The 13433-nt window shown below is 37.3% G+C and carries 13 protein-coding genes; 1 reads left to right on the top strand and 12 read right to left on the bottom strand.

The window, feature by feature from the left end; all coding sequences use genetic code 11:
• Positions 1-73: 73 nt before the first annotated feature.
• From hisIE to H8S40_RS06455, 12 genes are all read right to left on the bottom strand, one after another.
• Positions 74-1357: a bifunctional phosphoribosyl-AMP cyclohydrolase/phosphoribosyl-ATP diphosphatase HisIE gene (hisIE, locus tag H8S40_RS16610; protein ID WP_186864884.1), complete on the bottom strand. Its 1284-nt coding sequence runs from the start codon at positions 1355-1357 to the stop codon at positions 74-76.
• 57 nt (positions 1358-1414) lie between these two features.
• The gene (hisB, locus tag H8S40_RS06505; protein ID WP_186864883.1) at positions 1415-2005 is read right to left on the bottom strand and encodes an imidazoleglycerol-phosphate dehydratase HisB; all 591 of its coding nucleotides are present in this window, start codon (positions 2003-2005) and stop codon (positions 1415-1417) included.
• A 54-nt stretch (positions 2006-2059) separates the two neighbouring features.
• Positions 2060-3349: a histidinol dehydrogenase gene (hisD, locus tag H8S40_RS06500; RefSeq protein WP_186864882.1), complete on the bottom strand. Its 1290-nt coding sequence runs from the start codon at positions 3347-3349 to the stop codon at positions 2060-2062.
• Entirely contained in the window at positions 3339-3995 is a 657-nt protein-coding gene (gene hisG / locus H8S40_RS06495) for an ATP phosphoribosyltransferase (protein WP_186864881.1), read from the bottom strand. Before hisG ends, hisD begins: the two co-directional genes overlap by 11 nt.
• Before the next feature lie 18 nt (positions 3996-4013).
• Positions 4014-5279, bottom strand: coding sequence for an ATP phosphoribosyltransferase regulatory subunit (hisZ, locus tag H8S40_RS06490; protein ID WP_117988945.1), 1266 nt, complete (start codon positions 5277-5279; stop codon positions 4014-4016).
• Positions 5280-5354: 75 nt separating this feature from the next.
• Positions 5355-5888, bottom strand: a complete 534-nt coding sequence (locus H8S40_RS06485; RefSeq protein ID WP_186864880.1) for a Holliday junction resolvase RecU — start codon at positions 5886-5888, stop codon at positions 5355-5357.
• A complete protein-coding gene (locus H8S40_RS06480) occupies positions 5888-6868 on the bottom strand; it encodes an RluA family pseudouridine synthase (protein ID WP_117988944.1) in 981 nt (326 codons plus the stop codon). The genes H8S40_RS06485 and H8S40_RS06480 overlap by 1 nt, the downstream gene beginning before the upstream one ends.
• A gap of 24 nt (positions 6869-6892) precedes the next feature.
• Positions 6893-7471, bottom strand: coding sequence for a hypothetical protein (locus H8S40_RS06475; protein ID WP_186864879.1), 579 nt, complete (start codon positions 7469-7471; stop codon positions 6893-6895).
• Between the two features lie 16 nt (positions 7472-7487).
• A complete protein-coding gene (locus H8S40_RS06470; RefSeq protein ID WP_186864878.1) occupies positions 7488-8252 on the bottom strand; it encodes an SDR family NAD(P)-dependent oxidoreductase in 765 nt (254 codons plus the stop codon).
• Positions 8253-8262: 10 nt separating this feature from the next.
• Positions 8263-10206, bottom strand: a complete 1944-nt coding sequence (locus tag H8S40_RS06465; RefSeq protein ID WP_186864877.1) for a YgiQ family radical SAM protein — start codon at positions 10204-10206, stop codon at positions 8263-8265.
• A complete protein-coding gene (locus tag H8S40_RS06460) occupies positions 10191-10907 on the bottom strand; it encodes a pseudouridine synthase (RefSeq protein ID WP_022076433.1) in 717 nt (238 codons plus the stop codon). Before H8S40_RS06460 ends, H8S40_RS06465 begins: the two co-directional genes overlap by 16 nt.
• A gap of 54 nt (positions 10908-10961) precedes the next feature.
• Positions 10962-12356 carry an RsmF rRNA methyltransferase first C-terminal domain-containing protein gene (locus tag H8S40_RS06455; RefSeq protein ID WP_207723251.1) on the bottom strand — a complete coding sequence of 465 codons (1395 nt, stop codon included), beginning with the start codon at positions 12354-12356 and terminating at the stop codon, positions 10962-10964.
• A 159-nt stretch (positions 12357-12515) separates the two neighbouring features.
• Here H8S40_RS06455 and H8S40_RS06450 point away from each other — a divergent pair, with 159 nt between their 5' ends.
• On the top strand, positions 12516-13430 hold the full coding sequence (locus H8S40_RS06450) for a transporter (protein ID WP_186864876.1): 915 nt from the start codon (positions 12516-12518) through the stop codon (positions 13428-13430).
• Positions 13431-13433: the final 3 nt, after the last annotated feature.

The raw sequence follows: 13433 nt of genomic DNA, 5'->3' as shown, positions 1-13433 counted from the left end.
TAGTATACCGTATTCCCTACTGCATACTATGTCTTTTTTTTGTTCACTAGAACTATCTGTACAAATCGTTTTTCTATCTTTCAGAAAGTTCCTTTGTAATATCTTCCCATGTGATTCCGCGTTCAACCATCAGCACCATCATATGATATAAGAAATCAGAAATTTCATACTTGACTTCTTCCTGATTTGGATTCTTTGCAGCGATTACAATCTCTGTTGCCTCTTCTCCAACTTTCTTTAAAATCTTATCCAGACCTTTATCAAAAAGATAATTCGTATAAGAACCTTCTTTTGGATTTTTCTTTCTGTCCACTATCGTATTATATACTGCCTCAAAAATCTGAAGAGGATTCTTTTGCTCGACATCATTTCCTACGATTGGCTTAAAGAAACAAGTTCTGTTTCCAGTATGACACGCTGCTCCAATCTGATGCACTCTTGCCAAAAGAGTATCGTTATCACAATCCGCTGTTAAAGATTTCACATACTGGTAATGTCCAGAAGTTTCTCCTTTTACCCACTGTGCTTTCCTGCTCCGGCTAAAATATGTCATTTTGCCGGTCATAATCGTATGCTCAAATGCTTCCTTATCCATGTATGCAAGCATCAGCACTTCATTTGTCTGATAATCCTGAACAATAACTGGAATTAAACCATCTGAATTTAATTTTAATTCTGAAAAATCCATCATACTTTCAAAGGAAGTCATCTGTATTCCTTCTTCTAAACAAACATTTTTAAACTGATTAAAATCCATATCCTGCTGACTGATAAATTTACCAGACACTCCCTTTACACCTTGCGACTTTAATATTTTCACAATTTCTGACCGTTCCATTGTGTCTGTCACAACAACACATGGTATATCTGTAATATTCTCTACAGATGCAAGATCCAAACGATGCATAAATACTAATTCCGAGGCCGATTCATCAATCAGATGCTGGTGCTTAAACAACTGATCAAAATCATTCATAGATACAGCAATACGATGTTTGCCAAACCGCTGTGACACTTCTTTTAATAATTCTACCGATATTGGTTTTGACATATTTAACATTGCACGTTTTGCACCCGCATATAGAATTTTTTTCACATCTTCCTGTCGGGAAATATTTCCGCCTACCACCATTGGAATTCCAATGACGCGATTTATCTTTTTCATCAGATCGATCGTCATATCGTGCTCTTCATCTGAATTGGACAAATCAAATATAAGCAGTTCATCCGCACCATGCTCGCTATACTGCCTTGCCAATTCTACTACGTCTTCTGCGATCACTGTTTTGTCATCAAACCAGCGAACTGCTTTACCCCCATCGATCAAAATACATGGGGTCAGTCTTTTATAACTCATGTTATGTTACCACTCCTTTATAAGTGTTACTGTTATTGGATTCCTCCAAGCAGTAACCTATAAGCTGCCTTTTGTAGACCAGACGTCTTTCATACGAGGCTCTTCCATAGTTGCAGCATCTAACGCTTTCCCGAATGCTTTGAATAAAGCCTCTGCCATATGATGACTGTTTCCGTCATCCATAATTTTCAAATGCAGATTCATGGCTGCACTGTAACTTACGGCATAAAAGAATTCTTTGATCATCTCAGTATCTAATCCACCAATATGCTCGGTTGGAAATTCAGCCTGAAAATTCAGATACGGACGACCTGAAAGGTCAATTGCGCAAAGTGCAAGTGTCTCATCCATTGGAAGCAGGAATGAGCCATAACGTTTGATGCCTGCTTTATCTCCCAAAGCTTCTGCGATTGCCTGTCCTAACACAATACCTGTATCTTCTACAGTATGGTGACAATCCACCTCAAGATCACCAACAACCTTTACATCCAGATCAAACAGTCCATGTCTTGCGAATCCATTTAACATATGATCAAAAAACGGAATACCTGTATCAATTTGATTCTTTCCCTGTCCATCTAAATTAATTGTAATTGCAATATCTGTTTCTTTTGTTTTTCTTATACAATTTCCGATTCTTTTTTCCACTGAGATAATCTCCTTATCTACTAATTTCTATTAACAATAATAATGTCAGCTCTTTTATTCAAATCTTACTTTAATAGAATTTGCATGTGCTGTCAGTTGTTCTGCTTCTGCAAATTTTTCAATATCTTCATGAATCTCACTTAACGCATTTCTTGAATAAGAAATGATGCTGGATTTCTTTAAAAAATCATCCACTGACAATGGAGAGAAGAATTTTGCAGTTCCATTTGTAGGCAGGATATGATTTGGTCCTGCGAAATAATCTCCCAAAGGTTCGCTGCTGTATTCTCCGATAAAAATAGCCCCGGCATTGCGAATCTTTGTCATAACATCAAATGGGTTTGCTGTCATAATCTCTAAATGTTCTGATGCAATCTCATTTGCAGCATCAATTGCATCTTCCATTGTATCTGCAACTAAAATGTGTCCATAATTATCCAGTGATTTCTGAATAATCTCACCTCTGGATAACTCCTGAATAAATTTGTCCGTCTCTGCTGATACTTTTTCTGCAAGTTCACTACTTGTTGTCACAAGAATTGCAGAAGCCAGTTCGTCATGTTCTGCCTGAGAGAGCAGATCTGCTGCGACATAACGTGGATTTGCAGTCTCATCTGCCAAAACAAGAATCTCGCTTGGTCCGGCAATAGAATCAATACTTACATGTCCATATACAGCTTTCTTTGCAAGTGCGACGTAAATATTACCTGGTCCGACAATCTTATCTACCTTTGGTATACTCTCTGTTCCATACGCAAGTGCTGCAATTGCCTGTGCTCCACCAACCTTATAAACTGCTGTTGCTCCTGCTTCTTTTGCAGCAACCAGTGTTGTAGGATTTACCTTTCCGTCTTTTCCGGGAGGTGTCACCATAATGATTTCCTCAACTCCGGCAACTTTTGCAGGCATAATATTCATCAAAACAGAAGATGGATAAACCGCCTTTCCACCCGGAACATAAACTCCGACACGTTGAAGAGCCGTAACTTTCTGTCCAAGTATTGTTCCATCAGGTTTACTGTCAAACCAACTATACTGCATTTGTTTTGCATGGTAAGATTCAATATTTTTTAATGCCCTTCTTATGATTCTCAGTAACTCTTCATCTACACATTCATAAGCTTCCTTTATCTCTTCTTCAGTCACTTGAATATTCTGTGCGTTAATCACTGCTTTATCAAATTTCTCAGTATATTCAAATAAGGCAGCATCTCTTTTTTCTTTGACTGTATCCAGGATTTCCTGCACACTTGCTTCATAAGAACCATAGCTGTTCGGACTACGTTTCAAAAGATTTTCCAGAAGATTTTTCTTCGTATTTTCGTCTAATTTCTCAATTCGCATTTTTCTCCTCCTGTAAGAGATTACGTAAATTTGTAATCAATTCATTAATTCTTTCATTCTCCATACGCATGCTCACCGGATTAACGATCATTCTTGCAGAAAGTGGGCACACTTCCTCTAACACGACCAAACCATTCTCTTTCAACGTAGTTCCGGTTTCAACAATATCTACAATCACTTCAGAAAGTCCAACAATTGGTGCCAGCTCAATAGAACCATTCATTTTTACAATTTCAACTGTCTGATGTTTTTTATTATAAAAATAATCCTTTGCAATATTAGGATACTTTGTGGCAACACGAATCAACTCATGGTGCTGCAACAATTCCCGTGCGCTTTCGTAACCACATACGCACATCTTACATTTTCCAAAACCAAGATCCAGCACCTCATGTATTTTACGTCCTTCTTCCACGATTGTATCTTTTCCGACCACTCCAATATCGGCTGCTCCGTATTCTACATAAGTCGGAACATCCGGTCCCTTCGCAAGGAAGAACTTAAGTTTCAACTCTTCATTGACAAAAATCAATTTTCTGGAATCCTTATCTTTCATTTCTTCACAAGTGATTCCAAGATTTTCTAACATCTCTAATGTTTTCTTTGCAAGTCGTCCTTTTGTCAGAGCAAATGTTAAATATCTCATCTGTGTTCCCTCTATTTCTTAATTTGATTCTGTTTTTGTCCTCTTTGCTACATCAATTACCCGTTCTTTCCCGCTTCGCAGGTTCACCATTGTAATCGTTCTGTTTTCATTCAGATACATTAAACTAACTGCATGCATCTGTCTTCCATACTCCACATAAACTTCTTTTGATTCCAGTTCTTCTCTTTTTATTAATTCCATACATTTTCCTCTGAGACGGAATTCTTTTGCAAGAGAAACGGCCCATTTTAATGTGGTATCTGTATATACAATAAGATTTGTCTTTTCTGTTTCAACTGCAATTTTCTGACGGCTGAGTGCACTCATCAGCTCATCAATAATAATTGCAAATCCAATCGACGGTGTCTGCTTTCCAAACTTTTCTATCAAATGATCATAACGTCCACCACTCACAACTGCATCTCCGGTTCCATATGTATATGCCTTAAATACAACCCCGGTGTAATACCCATAATTACCACACATGCTCATATCAAATGTAATATGATCTTCCACTCCATAAAAAGCAAGGATCTTGTAAATTTTAAGCATACGTGCGACTGCTTTTTTTGCTTTATTGTCTGTAGCTACAGCAGATGCTTTTTTCAACACTTCTACTCCACCCATTAATTCAGGCAGCACTTGAAATTCATCACGGATTTTTTTGCTCACATGATTTTCTGTAAGTACTTCATCTACTCCGAAGAAATTACGATTCAAGATCAATGAATATAATTCTTCCTTAATTTCTTCCGACAATTTTGTCTCATCCATCAGACTTTTCAAAAAATCAACATGTCCGATACTCACCTGAAACTCAGAAAGTCCTATCTGTTTCATTCCATCTACAACCATCGCAATCATCTCTGCATCTGCTTCAATAGAATCATCTCCGATCAATTCAGCTCCAAGCTGTGTATTCTCTTTCAGTCTTCCCTGATAGCTTGTGCGATTGATAAATGTATTACCTACATAACAGAGACGAAGTGGCACACGGTCTGTTTCAAATAATGTTGCAACTGCCCTTGCAATAGATGGTGTCATATCCGGACGAAGTGCAAGTGTATTACCCTCGCGATCAAAAAATTTATATAATTCTCTGGAATCAATTGTACCGATTTCTTTTCGGAATACATCGAAATATTCAAATGTAGGTGTCTGAATATCCTGATATCCGTATAAATGCAAAAGCTGATGTAGTTTATCTTGAACTGCCAGTTTTTTCTTGCATTCTGAATTGTAGATGTCTCTGACACCTTCCGGTGTATGTAATTTCTGTTCCATAATTCTTTGCCCCTTCACTTTATCGTGCTAAAACACTAAAATCTTACGTTATTATACGAATTTTCTTTCTGAATGTCAATCCCTTGTATCTAAATCCTTTTGAACATAATTTAAATACGGAATAAACGCCCTGTTTTTCTGTTGAATAATATATTGGGAATCCAGCTCATCAAACCGGAAGCTCTTTCGTCCCCCATGCATTGCACGCTCCCAAAACTTTTTTATTTCTTCAAATCTCATATAATACAGCACATCTTTCGTCGTATAATATATGATTAGAAATGAAATTCCTCCCTGCTTTTCATATTTTTCCATAAAAGAAATCTGATGTTCGTGTACATTCTGCAGCGGAAATGTATCCGCACTACATTCTTTTGCATCAAAACAGATGGGAATCCCCTGCACTGCACCGATATAATCTACTGTACTGATTTTATCAAAATATGCCAGTGTGATATGCCGATGTTCTTTATCCATCTGTACCGGAGTAATTGGTGTCGGAATCTTCTGGATCAATGCAAGTCCCAATTCTTCATACTGCTCATTGGTCCGGTTTATCAAATCCTCCAGTGTAGATCCTCTAAGTCCTCTGGAATTCCATGTTCCCATTATAACACACCCTTATCCTTACAGATTTTAATAAATTTATCAGGAAGCTCGGCAACAAATTTTTTATCATTTAAATATGCCAGACTTCCATCCGATGACGGCATTTCCAGACGATATGCATGTAAAAGCTGCGATTTTAGACCATATTCTTGTCGGTACATCTCATTGATCTGCTTATCCCCGTATTTGTAATCTCCAATAATAGGATGTCCTATGGATGCAAGATGAGCTCGAATCTGATGTGTCTTTCCGGTAATAAGATGCACTTCCAGCAAACTCACTTCGTCATTGCTCTGAATGACACAATATTCTGTTTCTATTGGAACACCTTCTTCGGTCTTTTTCTTTGTTATACTCACCTTGTTTGTTTTCTGGTCCTTTACCAAATATCCTTTGATGTAATCCTCGTTTTTTATTACTCTGCCTTTTACAAGACACCGATAATATTTTGCAATTGTACGCTCTTTAAAGAAACGATTCATCTCCTGAAGTGCCGGTAATGTTTTTCCGGCCACCAAAATTCCGCTTGTATTCCGATCCAGACGATTGCAAATGGATGGATGAAAGGTTCTGAACTGCTCTTTAGAAAGCTGGTTTGTTTCTATTAAATAATTTATCAATATCTCAACTGCAGATACATCGGAATCCTTTGCTTTCTGCGATAATACACCTACTGGTTTATTCATAAGCAAAACCTGTTCATCTTCATATATAATCGGAAGCATATTTATTTTTTCTTTCTTCGGTGTTACATAAGTTCCTGCTGAAAACTTCTCTATTGTCTCATCTGAAAAAAATAATTTTATACTGTCACCTTGTTTCAGTTTCTCATTTCCTGTACATTTTTTTCCGTTCAGGACAATATTCTTTTTTCTCATCATTTTGTATAGAAAACTTTTTGGAGCCTGATTCAAAAATTTAGCCAAAAGTTTATCCAACCGTTGTCCTGCTTCATTCGCTGTCACATGTAATTCTTGCATAACATATCCTTTTCTTTATCTGTTTTATAGAGAAATATTTAAAATAATATTTTTTATGCCCTCTTCATACTCTTTCATATCACTTTTCTCAATCGTCTGAATATTATTAAGGCCTTCTGCTCTTGCCAGAAATGCGGAATACTGATCAAACAATTTTACTGTTAATCCTTCATATTGATTTTGATTCAAAATTGTTTTAATATGCTTCGCTGCATAATTCAAATCTACTTTTGAATTGGAAACATATCCAAATATTTTATTTCCTGAAATCACAACGCACTCGATTGGCATGATTTTTTCTGTACTTGTCACGACAAGATCAAATGCTAAAGTAAGAAGAGATGCTTTCTGAGTAATCTCTTTCGCCTTATCCGCAGCAATGGAATGATACGGCCACCTTGTAATCACCCCGACCAATACTTTACAGGCCGGCAGACATCCTACAATTCCAACCACTGTAAGTAAATTCTTCTTAGTATGAGTCTGGCTGTACCCCAGTAGTATAATTGCTGCAACGATTAAAAAATAAATCACTGCACGAAGAATCTCCATTCTTTTTTTATAATCCAGATATCCCGGAGAACCTTTTTTTCTTTTCTTCATTTGTAATACTATCTCCTTACTTCTTTCTCGTCATTGCTTTTAATATCACAGAATGTGGAATCACTTTTGTCCCTGCCCAGGCACATTTCATTGCTATTCCATAAACTGAAACTTCTTTTTTCTTTCTTGAATCCTGCAGTGCTTTTTTGACTACATTTGAAGCTTTTACAAGGGTTAATTTTTTCAACACATTTTCCAGTTCACCTGATACTTTAAAAAACTCTGTATCTACAGGTCCGGGACATACTGCCGTTACATAAATATTGCGTGGTCTCAGCTCTCGGTTTAATCCTCTCGAAAAACTCAAAACATAGGATTTTGTAGCAGCATACACAACAAACTCTGGTTGTGGACAAAACGCTGCCGCAGAAGCCAGGTTAATAATCCTGCTTCCTTCTTTCATATATTCCAGACACAAAAATGTCATTCTTGATAACGCAATACAATTCAGGTCGATCATCTTTAATTGCACTTTTTGATCTTCCTTTAAAATATCTTCTGCCAGCCCACTTTTCCCGAATCCGGCCGCATTTACCAGCATACGTATATCTGGCTTTTCTTCCTCTAACGCTACCCTTAATTCATGATAAACCGGAGGATGAAGCAAATCCCCACAAAATATTCTCACTGGTACCAGCAATGTTTTTTCTAATTCTTCCAGCCGTTCTTTTCGTCTGGCAATTACCCAGATTTCATCTAAATTTTTATAGAAATGTGTAATTTGTTTTGCAAATTCTCTTCCCATTCCAGAAGAAGCTCCTGTAACGATTGCTATTTTCATATTCAACCTCCTATCGTCTCTTCTCTGTTTTGTTCCGCTTTCCAGAGCGTACTCTGTTGTTTTTAGTATCTACTCTGTTTTTTGAATTTACACGAGTCCCTGCTTTTTTCTTTTGTACATTTGTGCCTTTACGTTTTGGCGCCGCATCCTGCTTTTCTTTTGCAAATTGTCTAGGCCGTATCAGACACTGTTCGTCAAATCCAATCAGATCTGTTCTACCCGCCTTAACTAGTGCCTCTTTTACAAGATTATAATTTGCCGGATTACGATATTGTATGAGTGCTCTTTGCATTGCTTTTTCATGCGGATTCTTTGGTACATAAACCGCTTCCATTGTTCTTGGATCCAATCCTGTATAATACATACATGTAGATATTGTTGATGGAGTTGGATAAAAATCCTGTACCTGTTCCGGCATATAGCCTAAATCTCTGCAATACTCAGCAAGTTCCACCGCTTCTTTCAGTGTCGAACCCGGGTGTGAAGACATCAAATATGGTACGAGATATTGTTTTTTTTCAAGCTGTTCATTCATCTTATAAAATTTCTTTGTAAATGTCTCATACACTGAATTTTTCGGTTTTCCCATCTTCTGCAATACTGCATCTGAAACATGCTCCGGAGCAACTTTTAGTTGTCCGCTGACATGATATTCGCAGAGTTCTTTTAAAAATGTCGGATCTTTATCCGCAAGCAAATAATCAAATCGAATACCTGAACGGATAAATACCTTTTTCACTTTTGGCAGACTTCTCAATGTACGCAATATATCAATATATTCTTTATGATCTGCAACTAAATTCTTACATGGTTCTGGAAACAAACATTGCTTATTTGTACATGCCCCATATTTTAATTGCTTTTTACATGCAGGTTGTCTAAAATTCGCTGTTGGTCCTCCCACATCGTGAATATATCCTTTAAATTCTGGCTCCTGAATACATAATTTTGCCTCCTGGACCAGCGATTCTTTACTACGAGTCTGAATAATACGCCCCTGATGAAAGGTCAATGCACAGAAGCTGCATCCTCCAAAACACCCTCTGTTACTGATCAGACTAAATTGTATCTCCTTTGCTGCCGGAATCCCACCATCTTTTTTATAGGACGGATGAAAGGTTCTCATATAAGGCAGTGCATACACATCATCCATTTCCATCTGTGTAAGTGGTTTTGCCGGTGGATTCTGCACCACATATAAATGTTCGTTATATGGTTCAACCAATCTTTTCCCAGAGAAAGGATCTGTATTACAATATTGCTTATAGAAACTTCTGGCATAAGTTTCTTTGCTTTCCTTTATTTCTTCAAAACTAGGTAAAATCTCGGCATCATATATAGAATCGAGATCTTTCACTTTTACAACAGTTCCATCTAAATACGTAAGATCCTGTATTTCAATTCCTGCATTCAATGCATCTGCAATCTCTACAATAGAGCGCTCACCCATTCCATAAGAAATCATATCTGCCCCTGAATCCAGCAGAACAGAACGCTTTACTTTATCTGACCAATAATCATAATGTGCCAATCGGCGTAAACTTGCCTCGATTCCGCCAAGAATGATTGGTGTATTCTTATAAGTCTGACGAATTAGATTACCATATACAACCGCCGCATAGTCTGGTCGCTTTCCCATCACCCCTCCTGGTGTATACGCATCGGATGGTCTTCTTTTTTTCGAAACAGAATAATGGTTTACCATAGAATCCATATTTCCTGCCGATACGAGGAAACCAAGTCTTGGTTCTCCAAAAATCGTTACACTATTTTTATCTTTCCAGTCTGGTTGTGATATAATCCCCACTTTATATCCCCTGGATTCCAATATTCTGCTTATAATTGCATGACCAAAAGAAGGATGGTCCACATAGGCATCTCCAATTACATATACGAAGTCTACCTGCTTCCATCCTCTCCTCTTCATATCTTCTTTACTTATTGGTAAAAACATAAATCTGCAATCTCCTGTTCTGTCAATTCACGATATTCTCCTGGCTTCAATGATTCGTCTAAAATCAATGTTCCCATCTGAAGACGTTTCAAATATACTACTTCTTTTCCTACTGCTTGAAACATTCTCTTTACTTGATGAAACTTACCTTCACATATCGTAAGCTCTATTTCTGACTGTGTTCCTGATTTTAAAACCCGAAGCTTTGCAGGACGAGTCAATTTTTCTTCCCCTATGTCAACCCCTTGTTGAAATGCCTCTACATCTTCAATTGTTACCTCCCCATCAATTTTTGCATAATACACTTTATCCACATGCTTTGATGGTGACAAAAGTCTATGTGCAAGTTCACCATCATTTGAAATAAGCAACAATCCTTCTGTATCTCGATCAAGTCTTCCGACAGGGAAAAGATCTTTTCTCTTCCTTTCTATAATTAAATCTATTACTGTTTTTTCACGTTTATCTTCCGTTGCTGAAATCACACCGGCCGGTTTATTCAACATATAATATTCATGCTGTGCATAACCCACCAAAACTCCATCAAACAAAACATGGTCTGAATCTGTATCCAACTTTGTTTCCGGTTTCTTGACAATCACATTATTCACCCGGACAAGTCCTTTACTGATTGCTTTCTTCACTTCACTTCGTGTACCTTTCCCCATATCAGCAAGATACTTATCCAATCTAATTTTCATCTTTCTTCTCCCCTACTTTAAATGCTTAACACCGGCCTTTAAAAGTGTTCCTTATTATGACATCCAACGCCAACCCGGAAGATATTTATTCTTCAACGTCTGGTTTGCAAGTTTTCCAAAACCTAACGGATAACCGTCCACGCAGACAAGATACCACCCTTTTTCTTTCCTTGAAGTAATATCTTCTACATCCAGTGTTTCCCCTTTTAAATATTTTATTACTCTGTCGTCCGACACCGGCAAATCTAATATGCGTGGATATTCCTCCTTTTTTAAACACATTGCCAGTGCCTGGCTCGGCTCAAAACGGTTCTTTTTCACTTCTCCTAACAAAAGTCCTGAACGAAGGAAACGCACTCCTTTTAACATCGGAAGATTCTCTGGCATATAGTAAACACGCTCTTCGCGAATATCCAATCGAGATTTATCAATATCCCATGACAGCTCCTTTAAAAACTGTTCCAGTTCTTCTGGAAGTTTTTTCACCCCTTCTTTTGGTTTTGCTGGTTTTTCATTTTTTCCTTCTACATTGTCATCACCTTTTTTTACTAAAGCAAGATAATGGCCTTCGCCTTGCATCTTATGTGGAAAAATACGAACTGTCTTACGATATTCCTCACTATGATTTTCAACATATTTCGGAATTCCTTCACAGAAGCCCTCATATCCCTCCATTTCACAAATTTTAAACTCAGGACATGTCTCTAGCAGGTATTCTACTGTTTTCTCATTTTCCAACGGATCAAACGTGCAAGTTGAATACAATATCATTCCACCCGGTTTCAACATCGCTGCTGCCTGTGTAATGATACTTCTTTGCAATTTAGAGAAGAACTCCGGTCCATGCTCTTCCCACGCTTTTACCATCTTTTTATCTTTTCGGAACATTCCCTCTCCGGAACATGGTGCATCAATCAGTATTTTATCAAAATACTCCGGAAAATATTCCACAAGTTTTCCCGGTTCCTCACTGATCACCATCATATTTCCAATACCAAACAATTCCAGATTTTTGAGCAACCCTCTTGCTCTTGAATTGCTGATATCATTGGCGATCAGTACACCCTCTCCTTTTAATTTTGCTCCTAATTCTGTAGCTTTTCCACCGGGAGCAGCACATACATCCAGAACACGTTCTCCTGGTTCAACCGGAATACGGCTTGCAGGCGTCATTGCACTCGGCTCCTGAAGATAATACAATCCGGCAAAATAATATGGATGTTTCGACGGCTGTATTTTATCTCCATCATAATAAAATCCATTTGGTATCCATGGAACCGGTGTTAATGACCATGGCGCAATCTTCAAAAAATCTTCTACTGATATTTTATTTGTATTCACACGCAGTCCATAATAGCGTGGTTCATCATAACACTGCAAATAATTGTCATATTCATCCTGCAGTAATTCTTTCATTTTATTCTCAAATTTTTCCGGTAATTTTATCATTCTATTGCATTCCTCGTGTCTTTATTTTCACTGTTTTTTACAGTATATACAATAATCATATCATACTTCATTGTGTCACAGGAATCATAAAAAATCAAGTTGTTTCATATATCTTTACCAACCCACTTTCTCTTAGGTCATCCGAATGGAGTAGTCTTTATGCAAAAAACTTTTCTTGGTATTTCCAGTGTTATCTTGTTTATATCTATGCTTATTTTTCCAAAAGCAGTTTTACTTGGAGCCTCAAACGGACTCTTGCTCTGGTTTCATATTATTATTCCTACTTTGTTTCCGTTTCTCTTATTAAGCACTTTTCTTTTATCTACCAAAAATATCTGCTACATTACAAACATGTTTGGCAGTTTTATTTCTTATATATTCGGTGTATCCAAACCTTCCAGTTATTGTATTCTGGTTGGATTTTTGTGTGGTTATCCTCTCGGTGCGAAAACAGTTGCGGACTTTGTACGTGATGGGCTCATCTCACAAGAAGAAGGGCGTTATTTGTTGTCTTTCTGTAACAATACAAGCCCTTCTTTTATTATGAATTATCTTGTACTTAAAACATTAAACAAAGAAAAACTTTTGCTCCCTACTCTCTTTATTTTATTTTTCTCATCATACCTTATCAGTATTTTCGAACGTAAACGCTATCATTTTACACCTTTAAATAGGCATTTTTCATTCCACAAACCTGTCTGGTCTATAGAGGCCTTTGACCTTGCAGTTCTTGATAGCTTTGAATCACTTGTAAAAATAGGCGGATATATCATATTTTTTTCTGTCTTGCTAACACTTTGTCAGCAGATTCCATTCCGTTCCCCTATTTTCCAGATAATCTTTTCTTCTCTTGAAATTACAAACGGACTCAAACTTCTTGCGAATCTTCCGTTTTCATTCCAGACACGATATATTCTATGTGTAGGACTTACAGCCTTTGGCGGTTTCTGCTCTGTTGCCCAAACTAACTGTATGCTTCATGATACCGGTCTGTCCATATGTTCCTATACAAAACAAAAACTGGCAGCCGCAGTGACCGCCAGTATTCTATGTATGCTTTATTGTAAAATTTAATTC

It is taken from the genome of Ruminococcus hominis (assembly GCF_014287355.1).
GTDB classification, from domain to species: domain Bacteria; phylum Bacillota; class Clostridia; order Lachnospirales; family Lachnospiraceae; genus Schaedlerella; species Schaedlerella hominis.
The sequence above is the reverse complement of the archived record's forward strand: the minus strand, read 5'-3'. Positions and strand labels throughout refer to the sequence as shown.

What these genes read in the sequence shown, in the direction of transcription:
- hisIE (WP_186864884.1), bottom strand. Translation starts at nt 1,357, where the DNA reads ATGAGTTATAAAAGACTGACCCCATGTATTTTGATCGATGGGGGTAAA.
- hisD (WP_186864882.1), bottom strand. Translation starts at nt 3,349, where the DNA reads ATGCGAATTGAGAAATTAGACGAAAATACGAAGAAAAATCTTCTGGAA.
- hisG (WP_186864881.1), bottom strand. Translation starts at nt 3,995, where the DNA reads ATGAGATATTTAACATTTGCTCTGACAAAAGGACGACTTGCAAAGAAA.
- hisZ (WP_117988945.1), bottom strand. Translation starts at nt 5,279, where the DNA reads ATGGAACAGAAATTACATACACCGGAAGGTGTCAGAGACATCTACAAT.
- H8S40_RS06485 (WP_186864880.1), bottom strand. Translation starts at nt 5,888, where the DNA reads ATGGGAACATGGAATTCCAGAGGACTTAGAGGATCTACACTGGAGGAT.
- H8S40_RS06480 (WP_117988944.1), bottom strand. Translation starts at nt 6,868, where the DNA reads ATGCAAGAATTACATGTGACAGCGAATGAAGCAGGACAACGGTTGGAT.
- H8S40_RS06475 (WP_186864879.1), bottom strand. Translation starts at nt 7,471, where the DNA reads ATGAAGAAAAGAAAAAAAGGTTCTCCGGGATATCTGGATTATAAAAAA.
- H8S40_RS06470 (WP_186864878.1), bottom strand. Translation starts at nt 8,252, where the DNA reads ATGAAAATAGCAATCGTTACAGGAGCTTCTTCTGGAATGGGAAGAGAA.
- H8S40_RS06465 (WP_186864877.1), bottom strand. Translation starts at nt 10,206, where the DNA reads ATGTTTTTACCAATAAGTAAAGAAGATATGAAGAGGAGAGGATGGAAG.
- H8S40_RS06460 (WP_022076433.1), bottom strand. Translation starts at nt 10,907, where the DNA reads ATGAAAATTAGATTGGATAAGTATCTTGCTGATATGGGGAAAGGTACA.
- H8S40_RS06455 (WP_207723251.1), bottom strand. Translation starts at nt 12,356, where the DNA reads ATGATAAAATTACCGGAAAAATTTGAGAATAAAATGAAAGAATTACTG.
- H8S40_RS06450 (WP_186864876.1), top strand. Translation starts at nt 12,516, where the DNA reads ATGCAAAAAACTTTTCTTGGTATTTCCAGTGTTATCTTGTTTATATCT.